General features: G+C 74.2%; 21 protein-coding genes. 15 read left to right on the top strand and 6 right to left on the bottom strand.

Annotated elements, in window-relative coordinates:
- The first annotated feature begins 80 nt into the window (after positions 1–80).
- Genes ABZ815_RS32620 through ptsP form a run of 8 tightly spaced genes read left to right on the top strand, consistent with a single transcriptional unit; the run spans position 81 to position 6,708 of the window.
- Positions 81–842: a DeoR/GlpR family DNA-binding transcription regulator gene (locus tag ABZ815_RS32620; protein ID WP_357704720.1), complete on the top strand. Its 762-nt coding sequence runs from the start codon at positions 81–83 to the stop codon at positions 840–842.
- On the top strand, positions 839–1,834 hold the full coding sequence (gene pfkB / locus ABZ815_RS32615) for a 1-phosphofructokinase (RefSeq protein WP_357704718.1): 996 nt from the start codon (positions 839–841) through the stop codon (positions 1,832–1,834). Before ABZ815_RS32620 ends, pfkB begins: the two co-directional genes overlap by 4 nt.
- Before the next feature lie 32 nt (positions 1,835–1,866).
- The gene (locus ABZ815_RS32610) at positions 1,867–3,060 is read left to right on the top strand and encodes a PTS mannitol transporter subunit IICB (protein WP_357704716.1); all 1,194 of its coding nucleotides are present in this window, start codon (positions 1,867–1,869) and stop codon (positions 3,058–3,060) included.
- A 3-nt stretch (positions 3,061–3,063) separates the two neighbouring features.
- Positions 3,064–3,372 (top strand): PTS lactose transporter subunit IIB, encoded by a 309-nt coding sequence (locus tag ABZ815_RS32605; RefSeq protein ID WP_357704714.1) that lies wholly within the window; start codon positions 3,064–3,066, stop codon positions 3,370–3,372.
- Positions 3,365–3,790 carry a PTS sugar transporter subunit IIA gene (locus ABZ815_RS32600; protein WP_357704712.1) on the top strand — a complete coding sequence of 142 codons (426 nt, stop codon included), beginning with the start codon at positions 3,365–3,367 and terminating at the stop codon, positions 3,788–3,790. The genes ABZ815_RS32605 and ABZ815_RS32600 overlap by 8 nt, the downstream gene beginning before the upstream one ends.
- Positions 3,787–4,791, top strand: a complete 1,005-nt coding sequence (locus ABZ815_RS32595; RefSeq protein WP_357704710.1) for a zinc-dependent dehydrogenase — start codon at positions 3,787–3,789, stop codon at positions 4,789–4,791. Before ABZ815_RS32600 ends, ABZ815_RS32595 begins: the two co-directional genes overlap by 4 nt.
- An 11-nt stretch (positions 4,792–4,802) precedes the next feature.
- On the top strand, positions 4,803–5,126 hold the full coding sequence (locus ABZ815_RS32590; RefSeq protein WP_357704708.1) for an HPr family phosphocarrier protein: 324 nt from the start codon (positions 4,803–4,805) through the stop codon (positions 5,124–5,126).
- The gene (gene ptsP / locus ABZ815_RS32585) at positions 5,119–6,708 is read left to right on the top strand and encodes a phosphoenolpyruvate--protein phosphotransferase (protein WP_357704706.1); all 1,590 of its coding nucleotides are present in this window, start codon (positions 5,119–5,121) and stop codon (positions 6,706–6,708) included. The genes ABZ815_RS32590 and ptsP overlap by 8 nt, the downstream gene beginning before the upstream one ends.
- 18 nt (positions 6,709–6,726) lie before the next feature.
- On the opposite strand, the gene ABZ815_RS32580 is transcribed toward ptsP, so the two are convergent.
- Both ABZ815_RS32580 and ABZ815_RS32575 read right to left on the bottom strand, forming a co-directional pair.
- The gene (locus tag ABZ815_RS32580; RefSeq protein WP_357704704.1) at positions 6,727–9,231 is read right to left on the bottom strand and encodes an ATP-dependent Clp protease ATP-binding subunit; all 2,505 of its coding nucleotides are present in this window, start codon (positions 9,229–9,231) and stop codon (positions 6,727–6,729) included.
- Positions 9,232–9,312: 81 nt separating this feature from the next.
- Entirely contained in the window at positions 9,313–9,957 is a 645-nt protein-coding gene (locus tag ABZ815_RS32575) for an SDR family oxidoreductase (RefSeq protein WP_357704702.1), read from the bottom strand.
- A 24-nt stretch (positions 9,958–9,981) separates the two neighbouring features.
- Here ABZ815_RS32575 and ABZ815_RS32570 point away from each other — a divergent pair, with 24 nt between their 5' ends.
- On the top strand, positions 9,982–10,674 hold the full coding sequence (locus ABZ815_RS32570; protein ID WP_357704948.1) for an HAD family hydrolase: 693 nt from the start codon (positions 9,982–9,984) through the stop codon (positions 10,672–10,674).
- Between the two features lie 68 nt (positions 10,675–10,742).
- On the top strand, positions 10,743–12,167 hold the full coding sequence (gene gndA, locus ABZ815_RS32565) for an NADP-dependent phosphogluconate dehydrogenase (RefSeq protein WP_357704700.1): 1,425 nt from the start codon (positions 10,743–10,745) through the stop codon (positions 12,165–12,167).
- Positions 12,168–12,206: 39 nt separating this feature from the next.
- Here the strand turns inward: gndA and ABZ815_RS32560 are convergent, their stop codons facing one another.
- Together ABZ815_RS32560 and ABZ815_RS32555 are read right to left on the bottom strand one after the other, a co-directional pair.
- Positions 12,207–12,980: an acyl-CoA thioesterase domain-containing protein gene (locus ABZ815_RS32560; RefSeq protein WP_357704698.1), complete on the bottom strand. Its 774-nt coding sequence runs from the start codon at positions 12,978–12,980 to the stop codon at positions 12,207–12,209.
- A 7-nt stretch (positions 12,981–12,987) separates the two neighbouring features.
- The gene (locus ABZ815_RS32555; RefSeq protein ID WP_357704945.1) at positions 12,988–13,932 is read right to left on the bottom strand and encodes a YafY family protein; all 945 of its coding nucleotides are present in this window, start codon (positions 13,930–13,932) and stop codon (positions 12,988–12,990) included.
- Positions 13,933–13,983: 51 nt separating this feature from the next.
- On the opposite strand from ABZ815_RS32555, the gene ABZ815_RS32550 reads away from it, so the two are divergent.
- Positions 13,984–15,060, top strand: a complete 1,077-nt coding sequence (locus tag ABZ815_RS32550) for an epoxide hydrolase family protein (RefSeq protein WP_357704696.1) — start codon at positions 13,984–13,986, stop codon at positions 15,058–15,060.
- On the opposite strand, the gene ABZ815_RS32545 is transcribed toward ABZ815_RS32550, so the two are convergent.
- Entirely contained in the window at positions 15,057–15,407 is a 351-nt protein-coding gene (locus ABZ815_RS32545) for a VOC family protein (RefSeq protein WP_357704694.1), read from the bottom strand. The two genes, ABZ815_RS32550 and ABZ815_RS32545, sit on opposite strands and share 4 nt — an antisense overlap.
- A gap of 263 nt (positions 15,408–15,670) precedes the next feature.
- On the opposite strand from ABZ815_RS32545, the gene ABZ815_RS32540 reads away from it, so the two are divergent.
- From ABZ815_RS32540 to ABZ815_RS32525, 4 genes are all read left to right on the top strand, one after another.
- Complete coding sequence (locus ABZ815_RS32540) at positions 15,671–16,540, top strand: helix-turn-helix transcriptional regulator (protein ID WP_357704692.1); 870 nt, start codon at positions 15,671–15,673, stop codon at positions 16,538–16,540.
- 43 nt (positions 16,541–16,583) lie between these two features.
- Positions 16,584–17,012 carry a type II toxin-antitoxin system PemK/MazF family toxin gene (locus ABZ815_RS32535; protein ID WP_357704690.1) on the top strand — a complete coding sequence of 143 codons (429 nt, stop codon included), beginning with the start codon at positions 16,584–16,586 and terminating at the stop codon, positions 17,010–17,012.
- Between the two features lie 109 nt (positions 17,013–17,121).
- Positions 17,122–18,528: an FAD-dependent oxidoreductase gene (locus tag ABZ815_RS32530; protein WP_357704688.1), complete on the top strand. Its 1,407-nt coding sequence runs from the start codon at positions 17,122–17,124 to the stop codon at positions 18,526–18,528.
- Between the two features lie 184 nt (positions 18,529–18,712).
- Positions 18,713–19,447, top strand: coding sequence for a DUF3152 domain-containing protein (locus ABZ815_RS32525; RefSeq protein ID WP_357704686.1), 735 nt, complete (start codon positions 18,713–18,715; stop codon positions 19,445–19,447).
- Between the two features lie 132 nt (positions 19,448–19,579).
- On the opposite strand, the gene ABZ815_RS32520 is transcribed toward ABZ815_RS32525, so the two are convergent.
- Positions 19,580–20,272, bottom strand: a complete 693-nt coding sequence (locus ABZ815_RS32520; protein ID WP_357704684.1) for a helix-turn-helix domain-containing protein — start codon at positions 20,270–20,272, stop codon at positions 19,580–19,582.
- Positions 20,273–20,321 lie beyond the last annotated feature (49 nt).

The following is a 20,321-nucleotide window of genomic DNA, read 5'->3' as shown; positions in this document are numbered from 1 at the left end:
GCCGTCCCCCTCTTGACCGTCCCACGAAAGCGGGTATAAACACAGGAGAAACCAACCAGAAACGGCGGTGAACCAACATCATGTACGCCGAGGAGCGGCAGCAGGAGATCCTCCGCAGGGCGCGGAACGCGGGCCGCGTCGACGTGGTGACGCTGGCCGCCGAGCTCGACGTGACCACCGAGACGATCCGCCGCGACCTGACCGCGCTGGAGCGGGCGGGCGTGCTGCGCCGGGTGCACGGCGGCGCGATCCCCGTGGAACGGCTGGGGTTCGAGCCCGCGCTCGCCGCCCGCGACGAGGTGATGACCGCGGAGAAGGAGCGCATCGCCAAGGCGGCCCTGGCCGAGCTGCCCGAGGACGGCTCGGTCATCATCGACGCCGGCACCACCACGGGCCGCCTGGTCCAGGCGCTGCCCGCCGACCGCGAGCTCACCGTGATCGTGAACTCGCCGCCGCTGGCCACCGTCCTGGCCTCGCGGTCCAATCTGCAGGTGATCGTGCTGGGCGGGCGGCTGCGCGGCAAGACGCTGGCCACGGTCGACGACTGGGCGCTGCGCCCGCTGGCGCACCTCAACGTCGACGTCGCCTTCATGGGCGCCAACGGCTGCTCGCCCGCCCGGGGCCTGACCACGCCCGACCCGGCCGAGGCGGCGATCAAGCGGGCCATGGTCCGGGCCGCGCAGCGCAGCGTGCTGCTGGCCGACCACACCAAGTTCGGCAACACCTACCTGGCCACGTTCGCCGAGCTGGGCGAGATCGACGTGGTCATCACCGACGCCGGGCTCGACCCCGCCCTGGCCGCCGACATCGCCGCCGCCGGGCCGGAGGTGATCCGCGCGTGATCCTCACGCTGACGCTTAACCCGAGCCTCGACCGCACGATCGAGATCGCCGCCCTGGCCCGGGGAGCGGTGATCCGCGCCGCACGGGCCCGGCTCGACCCGGGCGGCAAGGGCGTCAACGTCTCGCGGGCGCTGCTGGCCAACGGCGTCGCCGCCCGCGCGGTGGTGCCCTTCGCCGGGGACGAGGGCGCGCAGCTCGTCCGCCTGCTGGCCGCCGAGGGGCTGGACATGGTCACCGTCCCCGTGGCGGGCACGACCCGGTCCAACGTCACGCTCGCCGAGCCCGACGGAACCGTCACCAAGATCAACGAGCCGGGTCCGGCGCTGTCGGCGGCCGAGCTGGACACGATCGCCGAGACCGTGCTGGCCGCGGCGCACGAGGCGAACCGGGTGGCGGACTGGGTGGTGGCCTCGGGCAGCCTGCCGCCCGGGGTGCCCGCCGACGTCTACGCCCGGCTGTGCCGCCGCTTCGCCGCCGCGGGCCTGCACGTCGCCGTGGACACCAGCGGCCCGGCCCTCGCCCGCGCGCTCGGAGCCGGTCCGGCCCTGGTCAAGCCCAACCTCGACGAGCTGGCCGCGGTGACCGGCGTGCCGCTCGTCCGGGTGGGCGACGTGGTCGAGGCGGCGGCCGAACTGCGCGCCGCGGGCGCCCGTACGGTGCTGGCCAGCCTCGGCCCCGACGGCGCCGTCCTGGTCGAGGACGGTGGCGTCTGGTACGGCGAGGCCCCGGTCACCGGGCCGCGCAGCTCCGTCGGCGCCGGCGACGCCATGCTGGCCGGATTCCTGGCCGCCGGCGGGCACGGCGTCACCGCCCTGGCCGAGGCGCTGGCCTGGGGCGCGGCGGCGGTCCGGCTGCCCGGCAGCAGGATGCCCGGCCCCGCCGACATCGACCGCGCCAGGGTGCGGACGGGAGTCCCCGACCCGGCCCGGCCGCTCACCGTCCCGCAGGCGCCGCCCGTCCCGGAGCCGGTCGCCCCCTCACCGCACGGCTGATCCACTGCTCATCCCCCCGAAGGAGCACGTCCATGGCCGACAGCTACACCCCTCCGGTCTACGGCACCGGAGTCAAGGCCACCATCCAGCGTTTAGGCGGCCACCTGGCCGGGATGATCATGCCGAACATCGGCGCGTTCATCGCCTGGGGCCTGGTCACCGCGCTGTTCATCCCCACCGGCTGGCTGCCGAACAAGGAACTGGCCGCGCTGGTCGACCCGGTCATCAAGTCCCTGCTGCCGATCCTCATCGCCTACACCGGCGGCCGCATGGTCCACGGCCAGCGCGGCGCGGTCGTCGGCGCGGTGGCGGCGATGGGCGTCGTCGTGGGCTCGGACATCCCGATGTTCCTCGGCGCGATGATCGTCGGCCCGCTCGCCGCCGTAATCCTGAAATATGTGGACAAGTTCACTGAGCAGCGGACCAGGGCCGGGTTCGAGATGCTCGTGGACAACTTCACCGCCGGCATCGTGGGCGCCGCGATGGCCGTGGCCGGGGTGCTGGGCATCGGGCCGGTCGTCCGCGTCGTCACCGACGCGGCGGGCGGCGCGGTCGAGTGGCTGATCACCAACAACCTGCTGCCGGTGGCCTCGGTGCTGATCGAGCCGGCCAAGGTGCTGTTCCTGAACAACGCGGTCAACCACGGCGTGCTGGGGCCGCTGGGGGTGGCCGAGGCGGTGCGGCAGGGCAAGTCGATCCTGTTCATGCTGGAGTCGAACCCGGGGCCGGGGCTCGGGCTGCTGGTGGCGTACCTGCTGTTCGGGCCGCGTCCGCTGCGGCCGAGCACGCCCGCCGCGATGATCATCCACTTCTTCGGCGGCATCCACGAGATCTACTTCCCGTACGTGCTGATGAAGCCGCGGCTCATCCTGGCCGTCATCGCGGGCGGGGCGGCCGGCGTCTTCACGTTCATGATCACCGGGGCGGGCCTGGTCGCCACGCCCTCGCCGGGCAGCATCTTCGCCTACCTCGCGGTGACGCCGCGCGGCGGCTGGCTCGGCTCGATCGCCGGGATCGCGGTGGCCACGGCCGTGTCGTTCGCCGTCGCCGCCGTGCTGCTCGGCTTCGGCCGGGGCGAGAAGGACGAGGAGCCGGACGCCCTCGGCCCGCAGGACACCGTCGCGGACCCGGCGGCCCCGGTCCCCGCGAGCAGCCCCGACCCCGCGACCAGTGACCCCGCGAGCAGCGAACCCGTCAGGACCGAACCCGTCAGCAAGGAGGCGTGAGCCGTGGCCGGCATCGACAGCAAGGACATCCACAAGATCGTCGTGGCCTGCGACGCGGGCATGGGCAGCAGCGTCATGCTCGCCTCCCAGCTCCGCAAGCAGCTCAAGGAGAGCGGCGTCACCGTCGAGCACACCCCGGTGAACTCCATCCCCGGCGACGCGGACGTCGTCGTGTGCCACTCCGGGCTGGCCGCCAGGGCCAGGGCCGCCGCGCCCGGCAAGCCGCTGGTGTCCTTCCAGGTCTTCCTCGGCGACCCGGCGGTGACCAGGCTGGTGAACACCATCAGGAACGGCGGCACCGTCGATGCGTGAGGGGCTGCTCGACCGGCGGGCGATCCTGCTGCACGAGAGCGCGTCCTCGCGGGAGGAGGCCGTGCGCAGGTGCGGGCAGGTTCTGGTGGACGTGGGCGCGGTCGCGCAGCCGTACGTCGAGGCGATGCTCGAACGCGAGCGCACGATCTCCACCTACGTCGGCGAGGAGGTGGCCATCCCGCACGGCACGGCCGCCTCCAAGCAGGACGTCGCGCGCGACGCGATCTGCGTCGTGCGCTTCCCCGGCGGGATCGACTGGGACGGCGAGCGGGTCACGCTGTGCGTGGGCATCGCCGCGGCCGGCGACGGGCACGTGCCGCTGCTGGCGGCGCTGGCCGAGATCCTGCTCGACCCCGACCGGGCCAGGGCGTTGCGCGAGGCGACGGACCCTGCCCAGGTGCTGAAGGAGCTCACGTGAAGGTAGCCAGGTTCCATGCCCCCGGCGACATCAGGATCGAGGACGCGCCGGAGCCGCAGGCCGGGCCGGGCGAGCTGAAGATCCGGGTGCGCAACTGCTCGACCTGCGGCACGGACGCCAAGATCTTCCGGTACGGCCACCACCACATCAGGCCGCCGCGGGTGATGGGCCACGAGATCGCCGGCGAGGTCGTGGGCACGGGCGCGCGGGTCCAGGTGATCGCCGCCATCCCGTGCGGGACGTGCGCCGAGTGCCGCCGGGGCCGCCTGACCGTCTGCGCGAACCAGGAGTCGATGGGCTACCACTACGACGGCGGCTTCGCCGAGTACCTGATCGTCCCGGCCAAGGTGCTGGCCGTGAAGGGGGTCAACACGATTCCCGACGGTGTCGGGTTCGCCGAGGCGTCGGTGGCCGAGCCGCTGGCCTGCGTGCTCAACGGCCAGTCGCTGGCCGGGGTGGGCGCGGGCGACGACGTGGTGGTGATGGGCGCGGGCCCGATCGGCTGCCTGCACGTACGGCTGGCGCGGGCGCGCGGCGCGTCCCGGGTCTTCCTCGTGGACGTCAACGCCGAGCGGCTGGCGATGGCGGCCGAGCTGGTGCGTCCCGACGCGGTGATCGACTCCGACGCCGTCGGGCAGGTGCTCAAGCTGACCGGCGGCCGCGGCGCCGACGTCGTGATCACGGCGGCGGCCTCCGGCGCGGCCCAGGAGCAGGCGGTGCGGATGGCCGCCCGGCAGGGGCGCGTGAGCTTCTTCGGCGGGCTGCCGAAGGACGACCCGGTCATCGCGCTCGACGCCAACCTGGTCCACTACCGGGAGCTGACCATCGTGGGCGCGAACGGCTCCAGCCCCGCGCACAACGCCGAGGCGCTGCGCCTGGTGGCCGAGGGCGCCGTCGTGGTGTCCGACCTGATCACGCACCGGCTGCCGCTGCCCCGGGTGCTCGACGGGATCGATCTCGTCAGCACGGGCACGGCCATCAAGGTGACGATAGAACCCTGAGGAGGTTCGGGATGGCGAGTCGAACGGTGGCCGTGGCCTCTGCCAGTGGCCTGCACGCGCGTCCGGCGAAGGTGTTCGTGCGGGAGGCGGCCCGGCTCGGGGTGCCGGTGCGGGTGCGGCTCGGGGAGAAGTCGGTGCCGGCCGGCAGCATGCTGGGGGTGCTGTCGCTGGGCGCGGTGCGAGGCACGGTGGTGACGCTGGAGGCCGACGGCGCGGGGGCCGAGGAGGCGCTCGACACGCTGGCCGCCCTCCTCTCCCGCGACCTCGACGCCCCCGACGTCCCCGACGCGGCGGGGGCGGCTGGGCCTGCGGACGGTGGGGCGCTCGATGCCTGAGGCGACGCTGAAGGGGCTGGGGGTCAGCCAGGGCCGGGCCGCCGGGCCCGTGGTGCGGATGGCGGCCCCGCCCGTGCTGCCCGCCCCCCGCCGGGTGACCGATCCCGGCGCCGAGGCGGCCGTCACCGCCGAGGCCCTGGACGCCCTGGCCGCCGACCTCGGACGCCGCGCCGCCCACGCCACCGCCGAAGGGGCCGAGATCCTGGAGGCGCTGGCCATGATGGCCGCCGACCCGGTGCTGCGTGAGCAGGCCGAGACGCACGTGCGCGACGACGGCCTGGACGCCGCCCACGCCCTGGACGCCGCCTTCACCGCGCACCGGGAGGCCCTGGCCGCGCTGGGCGGCTACCTGGCCGAACGGGCCGCCGACCTCGACGACCTCAGGTCCCGGGCGGTGGCCGCCGCCCTGGGCCTGCCCATGCCGGGCGTCCCCGACCCCGGGCATCCGTTCGTGCTGGTGGCCGAGGACCTGTCCCCCGCCGACACCGTCGGCCTGGGCCCGCGGGTGCTGGCGCTGGTCACCGAGCGCGGCGGGCCCACCAGCCACACCGCGATCCTGGCCCGCGGCCGGGGCCTGCCCGCCGTCGTGGCGTGCGCGGGCGTCCTGGACGTCCCCGACGGGACGCTGGTCGGCGTGGACGGCGTCACCGGCGAGGTCACGATCAGCCTCACCGGCGAGGAGGCCGACGGCGTACGGGAGTCCGACCGGCGCGACCGGGCCAGGCTGGCGGCGAGCACCGGTCCCGGCCGGACCGCCGACGGCCACCCGGTCAGGCTGCTGCACAACATCGGCTCGGCCGCGGACCTGCGTCCGGGTGCGGAGGGCGTGGGGCTGTTCCGCACCGAGTTCCTGTTCCTCGACCGCAGGCAGCCGCCCTCCCACGAGGAGCAGGTGGCCGCGTACGCGGAGGTGTTCGCCGCGGCGGGGCCGGTGACCGTCCGCACCCTCGACGCCGGCACCGACAAGCCGCTGCCCTTCCTCGGCCTGCCGCCCGAGCCCAACCCGGCGCTGGGCGTGCGCGGCCTGCGCGTCGACCGCGTGCTGCCCGGCGTCCTGGACGCCCAGCTCGACGCCATCGCCGAGGCCGCCCGCGCCACGGGCGCCGACGTGCTGGTGATGGCCCCGATGGTGACCACCGCGCGGGAGGCGGCCGACTTCGCCCGCCGCGTCCGCGAGCGCGGCCTCCCCCGCGCGGGCGTGATGGTCGAGGTGCCCGCCGCCGCCCTCCAGGCCGACGAGCTGCTGGCCGAGGTGGACTTCCTCAGCGTCGGCACCAACGACCTGGCCCAGTACACCTTCGCCGCCGACCGGCAGCATCACGGCCTGGCCGACCTGCTCGACCCGGCCCACCCCGCGCTGCTCCGGCTGGTCGGCATGTGCGCCGAGGCCGGGCTGCGGGCGGGCAAGCCGGTCGGGGTGTGCGGCGAGTCGGCCGGCGACCCGGCGGTCGCGCCGCTGCTGGTGGGGCTTGGGGTGTCGAGCCTGTCGATGGCCCCGGTGTGCGTGCCCGTCGTCCGCGAGGCCCTGGCGGCCCTCACCTTGGAGGAGTGCCGCGAGGCCGCCCGCCCGCCGCGGCCTTGACGGCGGGCCCTCGTGTTCTCAGCCGACCGGCTCCGGGTTGTGGGCCCTGAGCCGGAGTTCGTCGCCCTCGACGTCCACGGTGACCTTGCCGCCCTCGCCCACCTCGCCGGTCAGCAGCATCGTGGACAGGCGGTTGTCCAGTTCCCGCTGCACGGTGCGGCGCAGCGGGCGGGCGCCGAACTCGGGCTGGTAGCCGCGCCGGGCCAGCCAGTCCTTGGCCTCGTCGCTGACCTCCAGGGTGACGTCCTGGCCGCGCAGCCGCTGACGGGTGCGCTCCAGCAGCAGGTCCACGATCTGGCGGAGCTGCTCGCGCTCCAGCCGCTTGAAGACGATCACCTCGTCGATGCGGTTGAGCAGCTCGGGGCGCAGGGAGTGGCGCAGCAGGTCCATGAGCTGGTCCTGGAGCTGCGCGGAGTCGCCCTCGGCGTCCAGGATGAGCTGGGCGCCGATGTTGCTGGTCATGATGACGATGGTGTTGGTGAAGTCCACCGTGCGGCCCTGGCCGTCGGTCAGGCGGCCGTCGTCGAGCATCTGGAGCAGGATGTTCATGACGTCGGGGTGGGCCTTCTCGATCTCGTCGAGCAGGATGACGCCGTGCGGGCGGCGGCGTACGGCCTCGGTGAGCTGGCCGGCCTCCTCGTAGCCGACGTACCCGGGGGGCGCGCCGATCAGCCGAGAGACGGTGTGCCGCTCCTGGAACTCGCTCATGTCGATGCGCACCATGTGGTCCTCGCCGCCGAACAGCGCGGCGGCCAGTGCCCTGGCCAGCTCGGTCTTGCCGACGCCGGTCGGGCCGAGGAACAGGAAGCTGCCGATGGGCCGGTTCGGGTCCGACAGGCCCGCCCTGGCCCTGCGCACCGCCTCGGCGATGGCGACGACGGCCTCGTCCTGGCCGATCACCCGCTCGTGCAGGTGCTCCTCCAGCCGCATCAGGCGCTCGCGCTCCTGCTCGGTGAGCTGGGTGACGGGGATGCCGGTACGCCGGGAGACGACCTCGGCGATGTCCTCCACCATGACCTGCGGGACGGCGTCGTGGCCCTGCCGGGCGCGGTCCAGCTCGGGGCGGAGTTTGTCGATCTGGACCGTGAGCTCCTTGGCGCGGTCGAAGTCGTCGGAGGTGACCGCCTGGTCCTTGTCGCGGCGCAGCGCGTCGAGGCGTTCCTCCAGCTCGCGCACGTCGCTGCCGGGGGTGCGCGAGCGCAGCCGGACCCGGGCCGAGGCCTGGTCCATCAGGTCGATGGCCTTGTCGGGCAGGAAACGGTCGGAGATGTAGCGGGCCGAGAGGTTGGCGGCGGCGTCCAGGGCCTCGTCGGTGATGCGCACCTGGTGGTGGGCCTCGTACGCGTCGCGCAGCCCGGCCAGGATCTCCACCGTCTGCTCGACGGTGGGCTCGCTGACCAGGATCGGCTGGAAGCGGCGTTCGAGCGCGGCGTCCTTCTCGATGTTCTTGCGGTACTCGTCGATGGTGGTGGCGGCGATGACGTGCAGCTCGCCGCGGGCCAGGGCGGGCTTGAGGATGTTGGCGGCGTCCATGCCGCCCTCGGCCGAGCCGGCGCCGACCAGGGTGTGCACCTCGTCGATGAAGACGATGGTCTCGTCGGCGTGCGCGCGCACCTCGTCGATGACCTTCTTGATGCGCTCCTCGAACTCGCCCCGGTACTTCGACCCGGCGACCATGCCGGTCAGGTCCAGCGCGACGACGCGGCGGTCCTTGAGCGTGTCGGGCACGCTGCCGTTGACGATGCGCTGGGCGATGCCCTCGACGATGGCGGTCTTGCCGACGCCGGGCTCGCCGATCAGGCACGGGTTGTTCTTGGTGCGGCGCGAGAGCACCTCGATGGCCTGCTCGATCTCGTCCTCGCGGCCGACGACCGGGTCGATCCTGCCCTGCCTGGCCTCCTCGGTCAGGTCGCGGCCGTACTCGTCGAGCGCGGGGGTATCGGTGGGCTGCCGCCCGTCGCCGTGCTGCTGGCGGGAGGCGCCGGACATGATGGCCTGCTGCAGCTCGTTGGCCGAGACGCCCTGCTCCTGGAGCAGGCGGGCGGCGCCGGAGTCGGGGTTGGCGGCCACGGCGAGCAGCAGGTGCTCGGGGCCGATGTAGGACGACTGGAGGGCCCGGGAGATGCGCTGGGCGTCCAGGACGGCGCGTTTGGCCGCCGGGGAGAGCGTGGTCGGCGGCTCGGTCCCCGTGCCGGGCCCGGTCAGGGCGTCGATGCGGTCGCGCAGCCTGCCGAGGTCGATGCCCGCCGCCTGCATCAGCGGGCGGGTGGCGTCGGACTCGGTCAGCGCGTCGAGGATGTCGAGGACGTCCATGTCCTGCGCGCCGCGCTGCCCGGCCACCTCCAGCGCCCGGCTGAGCACTTCCCTCGCCGAGGCGCTGAGCAGCTTGCCCACGTCGACCCGCTGCACGCCGGGACGCGACGGCGGCCAGCCTTCCATCCCGCCGAACACCCGCCCGGTGAGCTCCTCGAACCCCCTGAACGGATCTCCCCCGAAGAACGACCTGAACGGCATGTCCGACATTTGATCTCCCCCTAGTGCATCAGGGGGACATCTAGCCGAAGAAGCCGCAAGTCATAGCCAGCAATCGGCAAAAGGGACGCATTACTCAGTGGCCACCAGATCGATGACAGGAGTTTCGCCCGAAACAAGCTCCAGCGTCCGATGCGCGGTGCCCGGATTGTCCAGGAGCGCGAGGACGACGGCGGCCACGTCGTCGCGGGGCACCGAGCCGGGCGGCACCTCGGGGGCCAGCCGGACCAGGCCCGTGCCCGGCTCGTCGGTCAGGCGGCCGGGGCGCAGGATCGTCCAGGCCAGGCCGTCGCGGGCGCGCAGGTCGTCCTCGGCGGCGGTCTTGGCCTCGATGTAGGCGGCCCAGACCGCGTCGCTGCCCGGCGCGGGCGGGCGGCCGGCGCCCATGGAGGAGATCTGGATGAAGCGCCGCGCGCCCGCACGCTCGGCGGCGTCGGCCATCAGCACGGACGCGGCCCGGTCGACGGTGTCCTTGCGGGCCGCGCCGCTGCCGGGGCCCGCGCCGGCCGCGAAGATCACGGCGTCGCCGCCGCGCAGGATCTCCGTCACCTCGTCGGCCGTGGCCCTCTCCAGGTCGCACAGCACGGCCTCGGCCCCCGTGGCCTCGACGTCGGCCACGTGCGCGGGGTTGCGCACCAGGCCGACCGCGCCGGACCCGAGCCGCTCGGCCAGCCTCAACGCGATCTTCCCGTGCCCACCCGCGATGATGATCCGCATGCCTCACATGGTGTCATGGACGTCATGAACGACTTCCCGCAGGCCCCCACGCCCGCGTTCCTGTTCGACCTGGACGGCACCCTGATCGACAGCGTCTACCAGCACGTCATCGCCTGGCGGCAGGCGCTGTCCGGGATGGGGATCGACCTGTCGGTGTGGCGCATCCACCGGCGCATCGGCATGAGCGGCGGCCTGTTCGTCAGCGCGCTGCTGCGCGAGACCGGGTTGAAGCTGACTCCGGAGCAGATCGACGAGCTGCAGGTCACCCACGCCGAGGCGTACGAGCAGCAGGTGGAGTCCGTGCGGCCGCTGCCGGGGGCCGCCGAGCTGCTCGGCGAGCTGAGCTCGCGCGGCGTGCCGTGGGCCATCGCGACCAGCGGCTACGCCCGTACGGCCCGGCTCGCGCTGGGCATGCTCGGCCTGCCGGAGGACACCCCGATGGTCACCCGCGACCTGGTGCGGCGGGCCAAGCCGGACCCGGATCTGTTCCTGGCCGGTGCGGCGCTCGTCCAGGTGGACCCGCTGCATGCGATGGTGGTGGGCGACAGCGTCTGGGACCTGCTGGCCGCCCGCCGGGCGGGCGCGCTCGGCATCGGGCTGCTGTCCGGTGGATATGGCAGGGACGAGCTCGAACGCGCCGGGGCCTTCCGCGTGTACGCCGACCCGGCGGACATGCTCGACAGGCTGGACGAGCTCGGCGTGCGCTCCCCCTCCTGAGCGACGGGGGAATATCTCGCCGAGCCTCCCAGCTTGATCGTGCGTATCCCCCACAGAGGAGCATTGAGATGGATTTGGCAGACATCGGCGTCACCGGCCTGGCCACCATGGGGCGGAACCTGGCCAGGAACCTGGCCAGGCACGGGTACGCCGTCGCCGTGCACAACCGCACGACGGCCCGTACCCAGCAGTTGGTCAGGGAGTTCGGCGGGGAGGGCACGTTCCTGCCGGCCGAGGAGCTGGCCGCGTTCGTGGCGTCGCTGAAGCGGCCGCGGCGGGCGATCATCATGGTGAAGGCCGGTCCGGGCACCGACGCGGTGATCGACCAGCTCGCCGAGCTGATGGAGCCGGGCGACATGATCGTCGACGGCGGCAACGCGCATTTCCAGGACACCCGGCGGCGTGAGGCGGCGCTGCGCGAGCGTGGCATCCATTTCGTCGGCACCGGCATCTCCGGCGGCGAGGAGGGCGCGCTGCTCGGCCCGAGCATCATGCCGGGCGGCTCGAAGGAGTCGTGGGAGGCGCTGGGCCCGATCCTGCAGGACATCTCGGCCAAGGTGGACGGGGTGCCGTGTGCGGTGCACGTCGGCCCCGACGGCGCCGGGCACTTCGTGAAGATGGTGCACAACGGCATCGAGTACTCGGACATGCAGCTCATCGCCGAGTCCTACGACCTGCTGCGCCAGGCCCTGGGCGCGACGCCGGCCGAGCTGGCCGAGGTGTTCAGGGAGTGGAACCGGGGTGAGCTGGACTCGTACCTGATCGAGATCACCGCCGAGGTGCTGGAGCAGGTGGACGCGGCCACGGGCAAGCCGTTCGTGGACGTCGTGGTGGACCAGGCCGAGCAGAAGGGCACCGGCCGCTGGACCGTGCAGAGCGCGCTCGACCTGGGCGTCCCGGTGACCGGCATCGCCGAGGCGGTCTTCGCCCGCGCGCTGTCGGGCCACCCCGAGCAGCGCGCCGCCGCCGCGTCGCTGGAGGGCCCGAAGCTGTCCGGCGTCGGCGGGCGCGAGCTGATCGAGGACGTCCGCCAGGCCCTGTACGCGTCCAAGATCGTCGCCTACGCGCAGGGCTTCGACCAGATCGCCGCCGCCTCCAAGGAGTACGGCTGGGACGTCGACCCCGGCGCCATGGCCACCATCTGGCGCGGCGGCTGCATCATCCGGGCCAAGTTCCTCGACCGCATCCGCACCGCGTACGACGCCGACCGGCAGCTCCCGACGCTGCTGGCCGACCCCACCTTCGCCGCCGCGCTGAACGCCGCGCAGGAGGCGTGGCGGCGCGTGGTGACCACGGCCGTGCGGATCGGCGTGCCGACGCCGGGCTTCTCCTCCGCGCTGGCCTACTACGACGGGCTGCGCCGCGACCGCCTGCCGGCCGCGCTGGTGCAGGGACTGCGCGACTACTTCGGCGCGCACACCTACCACCGGGTCGACCGGGAGGGCGCCTTCCACACCGACTGGTCGGGCGACCGCACCGAGAGCCCCGCCTGACCTCGCTCGCCGGGAGGTCGCCGGGTGGTCGCCGGGAGGTCAGCGGCCGGTCAGGGCGACCGGGTTGGCGACCGCCGTGACCACGCAGAACCCGATCGGGCCCGTCGTGTCGTGCAGGGTGACCTGGCCGGTCGCCACACCTTCCGCGCTGAGGTGGCCGCCGGCCTCGACGCCGATCAGCTCGCCCTCGGGCAGGCGGGCCAGCGTCAGCGTGTAGTCGGCGTTGATGAAGCTGACGCCCGCCGAGCCGACGTTGGCCAGCGGGCTGGCGAAGTCGGCGGCCAGGGCGGCGCGGGTGAGCGGCGTCAGCGGCTCGTCGTCCACCAGGGGGTGCGTCTCCCGCAGCCACACCCGGTCGCGCCCGCCCTGGCCCCAGTCGGTCAGCCGCCACAGGTCGAACGGCGGATTCCAGCCCTGCCCCTCGGCCGGGGCGCCGGCGGGCGGCGGCTCGTCCCAGGCGGGCGTGTGCGGCAGCCTGCCGCCGGGCTGCTCGCCCTGCCGGAGCAGCACGGCCGAGGCCCGGCCGATCACGCCCTGCGCGGTGGAGAGCACGGCGTCGGCGACCCGGATCCGCCGCCCGTCCCTGACCAGGGTGGTCTCCACCGTCACCGGCAGCATCGGGCTGTTGCGGAACAGGTCGACGGTCAGCCTGGCGAAGTGCAGGCCGGGCTCGGCGTGCCGCTCCTCCAGGGCGCTCGCGGCCAGGCCGCCGAGCAGACGGCCGTGGAGCATGTCGGGGGACCAGGGGCTGCGCGCGTGCGGGGCGGGCACGAACTCGCCCTCCTTGCGCGTGAAGAACGCTGACGTCGCCATCACCGAATCATATTCTAGAAGAGAGCAGCCGCCGTCCCAGTGCGCGCAGGCGCTCCTTCAGCTCGGCCGGTTCGAGCACCTCGAAGTCGACGTCGAGGAAGGCCACGGCCACGGCCATCAGGTGCAGGTCGTCGCCGCGCATGGTGAGCACGCAGCGGGCCTCGTCCATGGGCTCGACCTGGCCGGCGACGCGGCCGGCCAGGTGTGCGGCGGGCGCGTGGATGAGGAAACGGGCCTGGACCGGCCACATCTCGTGGCCGAGCCGGTGCCGCACCCAGGCGGCGACGTCGGCCTCCGGCGGCTCGCGCGGGGCGAAGCGCGGGCCGTTCGGCGTGCGCACCTCGATCCGGTCGGCCCGGTACGTGCGCCAGTCCTGGCGGTCGACGTCCCAGCCGACCAGGTACCAGCGGTTGCCCTTGCTGACCAGGCTGTGCGGCTCGGCCTTCCGCAGCGTGACGGCGCCCTCGTGGTCGGTGTAGTCGAAGCGGAGCTGCTCGCGGTCGCGGCAGGCGGCGGTGATGCGGATCAGCAGCTCGGGATCGACCGTCGGGCCCTGCCCGCCGACGCGCACGGTGTGCGTCTGCAGGGCGTTCACGCGCTGCCGCAGGCGGGCGGGCAGCACCTGTTCGAGCTTGGCCAGGGCGCGCAGCGAGGTCTCCTCGATGCCGGTCACCGTGCCGCCCGCGGCCGTGCGCAGGCCGACCGCGACGGCCACCGCCTCCTCGTCGTCGAGTAGCAGCGGCGGCAGCTCCGCGCCCGGACCGAGCCGGTAGCCGCCGGCCACCCCCGGCGTGGAGCCCACCGGGTAGCCGAGGCCGCGCAGCCGTTCGATGTCGCGGCGCAGCGTGCGCGGGGCCACGCCGAGCCGGTTCGACAGCTCCGCGCCGGGCCACTCGCGCCGGGTCTGCAGGAGGGAGAGCAGGCGCAGGAGCCGCGCCGAGGTGTCGAGCACACTGTCCATTGTGGCCCGTTCCTGACCGCAATGGTGCCTAGCGTGGGTGGCATGAACCGATTCGTCATCGACGTCCCACAGTCCGCGATCGACGACCTGCGGGCGCGGCTGGACCGTACGCGCTGGCCGGACGCCCTGGACGGGGTCGGCTGGTCCTACGGCGTGCCGCCCGAGGCCGTGCGCGAGCTGGCCGCGTACTGGCTGGACGGCTACGACTGGCGGGCGCACGAGGCGCGGCTCAACGAGCTGCCGCAGTACACGACCGAGATCGACGGCCAGCGCGTGCACTTCGCCCACGTACGCTCGCCGCGCCCGGACGCGCTGCCGCTGCTGCTGACGCACGGCTGGCCCAGCACGTTCGCCGACTTCTCCCGGGTGGCCGAGCCGCTCGCCCGGGACTTCCACCTCGTCATCCCGTCCGTGCCCGGCTTCGCCTTCTCCGGCCCCACCACCGAGACCGGCTGGGGCGTGCGCCGCGTCGCCGCCGCCTGGATCGAGCTCATGGACCGCCTCGGCTACGACCGGTACGGCCTCCAGGGCGGCGACTTCGGCTCGCTCGTCTCCCCCGCGCTGGCCCGGACGGTCCCCGACCGGGTGGTGGGCGTGCACCTGAACGCGCTCACGGCCTTCGTCTCCGACGACCTGTCCGGACTGACCGAGGCCGAGACCGAGCGCGCGCGGCGGATCGAGCGCTGGCACCGCGAGTTCTCCGGCTACGCCGCCGTCCAGGGCACCAGGCCGCAGACCCTGGCCTACGCCCTGGCCGACTCACCCGCCGGCCAGCTCGCCTGGCACCTGGACGCGTTCGCGAGCTGGGGCCAGGACGTCGGCGGGGTCGCCCCCGACGACGTCCTGACCGATGTCACCATCACCTGGCTGACCGGCACCGCCGGCTCCTCGGCGCGCCTGTACCGCGAGAGCGGCGGCGACTGGGCGCCGCCCGCCGAGCCCGGCAGGACGCCGACGGCCGTGGCCGTCTTCCCGGGCGACAGCACGGTCCGCCGTTACGCCGAGCGCTCCCACAACGTGGTGCGCTGGTCGGAGCCGGCGCGCGGCGGTCACTACGCCGCCCTCCAGGCCCCCGATCTGCTGGCCGAGGACGTCAGGGCGTTCTTCGCCGGGCTCTAGCCGGCCATCACGCAGAACGGGTGACCCTCGGGGTCGAGCACCACCGTCCACTCGTCACCGCCCGGCTGCTGGTCGGGCAGGGTGGCGCCCAGGGCGACCAACGTCCGCTTCGCCTCCGCGACGTCGGGGACGGTGAGGTCGAGATGCAGGTGCTTGCCGTCGTTCGGCCAGCCCGGGCCCTGGTAGCCGTCGATCCGCTGGAAGGCCAGCTGCACGGGGCCGCCGGTGACGGTGGCGTACTCGGGGTCGGAGCCGGCGACCTGCCAGCCGGTCGCCTTGGCGTAGAAGGCCGCCAGGGCGACGGGGTCGGCGCAGTCGACGACTATGGAGGAAATCATCGTTGTCATGTCGCCCACCTTGCCGGTGACGACGACACCGGGTCTTGAACATCCTTGCACCCCGCCCGCCCCCTACCGCCGCACACTCGCCCGCCCCACCACACCTCCGCTCCACGCCCTTTCCGGAGTTGCCTCGCCCGATCCACCCCACGCCTCCACCCCTCACCTCCACCCCTCCACCCCGTATCTCCGCCGATGCCATGCCCCCAGGCGCCACAGGCCCCGGGCCGTGGCGGGGGAGATTGTCGGAGGCGGCGCGTAACGTTCGGCGGGTGCGATCCTCCAGACAGCTGGCCCGTGGGAAGGGCTTCACCCTCGACCTGGTGACCTGCGTCGACGACCACCGAGGCTGGTCACGGCCCGAGGTCGGCCGCGCCCACCGCATGGTGCTGGTCCACCGCGGCGCGTTCCGCCGCATGGCCGACGGCCGCCCGGCCGCCGTGGACCCGACGATGGCCTACCTGGGCGCGCCCGGCGAGGAGGAGCGCTTCGCCCACCCGGCGGGCGGCGACGTCTGCACCTCCCTGTCCTTGTCCCCCGCGCTCTGGCGCACGCTGGCGGGCGACGGCACCCGGCTCGCCCGCCCGACCGTCTACGTCGACGCCCGCTTCGAGCTCGCGCACCGGCGCCTGCTGGCCGCCGCCCGCGCGGGAGACCCCGACTTCGCGCTGGTCGAGTCCCTCCTGTCACTGACCAGCGCCACCCTCACCCAGCTGGCCGGGCCCGCCACCCCGGCCGCCGCGCCCACGCCCGCCCCCGGCCCTGCCGGCTCCCCCGCCCGTTCCCCTGTCCGTTCCCCTGTCCGCTCCCCCGCCGCCATCGCCGAGGCCGCCCGCGAGGCGATCTCGGCCGATCATCCGGCGGCCGCCGGGCTGTTGCCGCTGGCGGAGCTCCTGGCCGTCTCCCCCTACCGGCTCAGCCGGGCCTTCACCCGCGAGCTGGGCGTCTCGCTGACCCACTACCGCAACCGGGTGCGCGTGAGCCGGGCGCTCGACCGGCTGGAGAGCGGCGAGACCGGCCTGGCCGCGCTCGCCGCCGACCTCGGGTTCGCCGACCAGGCCCACCTGACCCGCACGGTTCGCCGCCACGTCGGCCACACCCCGGCGGCCTTACGCCGTCTGCTGGCCTCCCCCGTTCCCTGAGGCCGGGTGGATTTCGGGCGGCCCGCCGCCGTAGGCTCCCACAATGCGTGATCTAGGTGAGGACCCCCGGCCCGACCGGGGCGTCGTACGCGAGGTCCACTCGCTCAACGGGCCCGTCACTCTGGCCTACTCCCCCGACCTCGACGGCCTGGCCGATCCGGGGGAGATCGTGTGGGCGTGGGTGCCGTACGAGGAGGATCCGTCGCGGGGCAAGGACAGGCCGCTGCTGGTCGTGGGCCGTACCGGGCGCAGGCTGCTCGGCATGATGTTGTCCAGCAAGGGCGACGACGGCCCCGACTGGCTGGAGGTCGGCGCGTGGGGCCGCGACGGGCGGGTGTCGTACCTGCGGCTCGACCGGGTCTTCGTGCTCGACGAGGCCGACATCCGCCGCGAGGGCGCGGTGCTCGACGGCGACCGGTTCGCGCGGGTGGCGTCCGTCCTCATGCAGACGCACGGGTGGGGCGTGGGCTGACCGCGCCGCCGGGTCCCTGACCCCATGGATGGGCGTGAGGGAGTATCCGGATGGTAAGCGCACGATCCGGTCATCGTCCGAGGTCACCCACGCCTGCGATCATGGGTCCATGCGTGTTGTGGTGATCGGCAGCGGGATCGTCGGAGCGAGCGCGGCCTACTACCTGAGCGGCCGTGGCGTGGCCGTGACCGTGGTGGACCGCGGTTCCCAGGGGCAGGCGACCCAGGCGGGCGCGGGCATCGTGTGCCCCTGGGTGGACCATCCGGAGGACGACGCCTGGTACCGGCTGACCAAGGAGGGCGCCCGCCACTACCCGGCGCTGGTCGAGGCCCTGGGCGAGGACATCGGCTACGCCAAGGTCGGGGCCCTGCTCGTGGCGGAGGACCCGGTCGATCTCGAACCGGTGCGCGCGCTGCTGCGCCGCCGCTACGCCGACGCGCCCGAGATGGGCGAGGTCACCGACGTGCTCACGCCGTCCGACCTGTTCCCGCCGCTGTCCGACGACCTCAGCGCGCTGCTCGTGCCCGGCGCCGCCCGGGTGGACGGCGGCGCCGTGCGTGACGCGCTGTTGCGCGCCGCCGTCGCCCAGGGCGCCGAGGTGCTGAGGGGCGACGCCGTCCTCACCCCCGACGGGCGGGTACGCCTGCACGCCGCCGACGAGGAGCCCCCGGCGGGCGACGGGCGGCAGTGGACCGGCCCCGGTGCCGAGGCGGCGGGCGGCGAGACCGCCTCCTGGCGGCAGGCCGCCCCTCTCACGCCGTCCTCCACCGGGGACCTGACCGAGAGCCCCCTTGAGGCGTCCGCCGAGGGGCCGGTCGCAGCGGCGGGCGACGCCCCCTTCGGCGGTCCCCCTGACGGCTCCCCGGAGGGCCCCGCGCCGATCCCGCCCGCGCCCGCCGAATCCGTCCAGCCTGCCGCGCCCGTCCGGCCCGCCCGTCCGGCCGAGCCCGCCGGGTTTCCCGCGGCCGATCGGGCGCCCGCCGACGAGGGCGTCCCGCTGGAGGCGGACGTCGTGATCGTGGCCGCGGGGGCGTGGACCGGCGAGGTGTGCCGTCCGCTCGGGGTGGAGCTCCCGGTGTTCCCCCGGCGGGGGCAGATCCTGCACGCCACGCTCGACGGCGTGGACACCGCGTTCTGGCCCATCGTGCTGCCCAGGAGCGGGCCGTACCTGCTGGGGTTCCCCGGCTCGCGGGTCGTGATCGGCGCGACCGTGGAGGACGTCGGGTTCGCGCCGCGGGTCACGATGGGCGGGCTCGACGAGGTGATCGCGGCGGGGTTGCGGGTGGCGCCCGGCCTGTTCGGGGCGACGGTGTCGGAGACCAGGGTCGGCCTGCGCCCGGTCAACGCCCCCGGCCCCGCCCTCATCGGCCGGCTCACCCCCCGGGTGGTGGTGGCGACGGGGCTGAGCGCGTACGGCCTGACGGCCGGCCCGTTCACCGGCGAGCTCGTGGCCAGGCTGGCCCTCGACGAACAGTCTCCCATCGACCTCACCCCCTACGCGCCGCCCGCCGTCTGACCCGCCCGCGAGTGACCGGCCGGACGCCGCATGAAGGACGGCCGGGAGGCCATCCGTGGCTGGGCCGCGTCCGGAAGGGGGTGTAGGCGGGTAGGCCGGCGTTGGCCGGACCCCGGCATGATCCATGCAGCACTGCGCGGATATGGTGGATTCCTCCCCATCGTGATCTCGTGGGGAGGCCGCGTTGCCGCTGCTCGCGCTGCTGATCATTGTGCTGCTGGCGGCCGGATGCGCCTCCGCCCCGGAACGAGCGGACGGGCCCGAGGGCTCTGGAAAGCGGATCACTCCCGCGCCGTCCGTCACGCCTCCGCCCCGTCCCTCCGTCCCCGCGCCGACTCCGCTTCCCGCGGAGCACGTCAAGGTGCCGTACGCCGCTTCGGGCTCGTACGCCGTGGTGCCCGGCGGCGCGGCCGCCCGGCCCGGAGAGGGTGAGGTGGTGCGCTACCTGGTGGAGGTCGAACGCGGCCTGCCGATCGACGGGGCCGTGTTCGCGGCGGCCGTGCACCGGACACTCAACGACCCGCGCGGATGGGCCCGCTTCCAGCGCGTCGACCACGGTCCGGTACGGGTCCGGGTGGCGTTGTCCAGCCCGGAGCTGACCGTCCGCCAGTGCCTGCCGCTGCGCACCGGCGGCACGTTGTCGTGCTGGAACGGGACCCGCTCGGTCATCAACGCGGTCCGCTGGGCGGACGGCGTCCCCCAGTACGACGGCGACCTGGCCGCCTACCGCGACTACGTCATCAGCCACGAGGTCGGCCACAGCCTGGGACACGGCCACCGCGCCTGCCCCGGCCCGGGCCGGCCGGCTCCGGTGATGGTCCAGCAGTCCAAGTCGCTGGGCCGCTGCCGTCCGAACCCATGGCCCCACCCCGAACGCCGGCCGGAGGAACGCCGCGACGCCCTGACCCGCAAACCCTGAGCGAAGCACGGCGGGCGACACGAGCACCGGGTCGACGGGCCACTCTCGGACGGGCTCGAAGCTCCCGCCAGCGGAAGGGCCAGGAGCCGCCCGGCCCGCCGGGCAGGCTCACCGCGGAGGAAGGGGGCGGAGTCAGGGGGCGGGCGCGGTGGGGTCGGGCGCAGGGGGCGCGGTCGGGGTGGGCGCGGTCGGGGTGGGCGCGGTCGGGGTGGGCGCGGGAACAGAGGGCACGGTGGGGGCGGGTGGGAGGCCGGGGCCTGGGCCCAGGCCCCGGAGCATGGTGTCCACCAGCCGCGCGGCCAGCGCCTCCGGCTCTCCGTCCCGGCTCTGCGCCGCCTCGTGGATCAGCGCGTAGTAGACCCGCCGGGCCCACTCCGGCTCCACGTCCTCCCGCAGCACCCCGGTGGTCCGCGCCTGCCGGAACAGCTGGTCGCACCTCGCCTCGACCTCGGAGTGCACCCGGGCCACCTCCGTCCCCACCACTCCGGCCACCGACGCGCGGCTCATCGCGAACCCCCAGTCGATCTTCACCCGCAGCACGTTCGCCGTCACCTGGTAGAGCGCCACCAGCGGCGGCGCCTGCTCGGGACGGGCGGCGTCCACGGCGGCGGCGAACTGCCGGGTCGCCCACTCCGTCATCGCCTCCACCAGTGCGTCCCTGGAGGCGAAGCGCCGGTGGACGGTGGTGCGCGCCACCCCGGCCGCCTCGGCGATCTGCTCCATGCTGGCCGCCGGGTTCCTGCTGAGCACCCGTTCGGCGGCCTCCAGGATCGTCCTGACCGTCCGCTCCGCGTCGGACCGCAGGGCCCGCGTCGTCCCACTCACAGCCCAGAGGGTACAGGACAGTTCCCTTTCCAGCCGAAGTTGCGTCATC

The organism is Nonomuraea sp. NPDC047529 (genome assembly GCF_040642995.1).
Lineage (GTDB): Bacteria > Actinomycetota > Actinomycetes > Streptosporangiales > Streptosporangiaceae > Nonomuraea.
This window is presented reverse-complemented; position numbering and strand designations above follow the sequence as displayed.

Excerpts from the sequence above, each read along its gene's own strand:
- ABZ815_RS32620 (WP_357704720.1), top strand. The coding sequence starts at position 81 with ATGTACGCCGAGGAGCGGCAGCAGGAGATCCTCCGCAGGGCGCGGAAC.
- ABZ815_RS32610 (WP_357704716.1), top strand. The coding sequence starts at position 1,867 with ATGGCCGACAGCTACACCCCTCCGGTCTACGGCACCGGAGTCAAGGCC.
- ABZ815_RS32600 (WP_357704712.1), top strand. The coding sequence starts at position 3,365 with ATGCGTGAGGGGCTGCTCGACCGGCGGGCGATCCTGCTGCACGAGAGC.
- ABZ815_RS32590 (WP_357704708.1), top strand. The coding sequence starts at position 4,803 with ATGGCGAGTCGAACGGTGGCCGTGGCCTCTGCCAGTGGCCTGCACGCG.
- ptsP (WP_357704706.1), top strand. The coding sequence starts at position 5,119 with ATGCCTGAGGCGACGCTGAAGGGGCTGGGGGTCAGCCAGGGCCGGGCC.
- ABZ815_RS32580 (WP_357704704.1), bottom strand. The coding sequence starts at position 9,231 with ATGTCGGACATGCCGTTCAGGTCGTTCTTCGGGGGAGATCCGTTCAGG.
- ABZ815_RS32575 (WP_357704702.1), bottom strand. The coding sequence starts at position 9,957 with ATGCGGATCATCATCGCGGGTGGGCACGGGAAGATCGCGTTGAGGCTG.
- ABZ815_RS32570 (WP_357704948.1), top strand. The coding sequence starts at position 9,982 with ATGAACGACTTCCCGCAGGCCCCCACGCCCGCGTTCCTGTTCGACCTG.
- gndA (WP_357704700.1), top strand. The coding sequence starts at position 10,743 with ATGGATTTGGCAGACATCGGCGTCACCGGCCTGGCCACCATGGGGCGG.
- ABZ815_RS32560 (WP_357704698.1), bottom strand. The coding sequence starts at position 12,980 with ATGGCGACGTCAGCGTTCTTCACGCGCAAGGAGGGCGAGTTCGTGCCC.
- ABZ815_RS32550 (WP_357704696.1), top strand. The coding sequence starts at position 13,984 with ATGAACCGATTCGTCATCGACGTCCCACAGTCCGCGATCGACGACCTG.
- ABZ815_RS32545 (WP_357704694.1), bottom strand. The coding sequence starts at position 15,407 with ATGACAACGATGATTTCCTCCATAGTCGTCGACTGCGCCGACCCCGTC.
- ABZ815_RS32535 (WP_357704690.1), top strand. The coding sequence starts at position 16,584 with ATGCGTGATCTAGGTGAGGACCCCCGGCCCGACCGGGGCGTCGTACGC.
- ABZ815_RS32530 (WP_357704688.1), top strand. The coding sequence starts at position 17,122 with ATGCGTGTTGTGGTGATCGGCAGCGGGATCGTCGGAGCGAGCGCGGCC.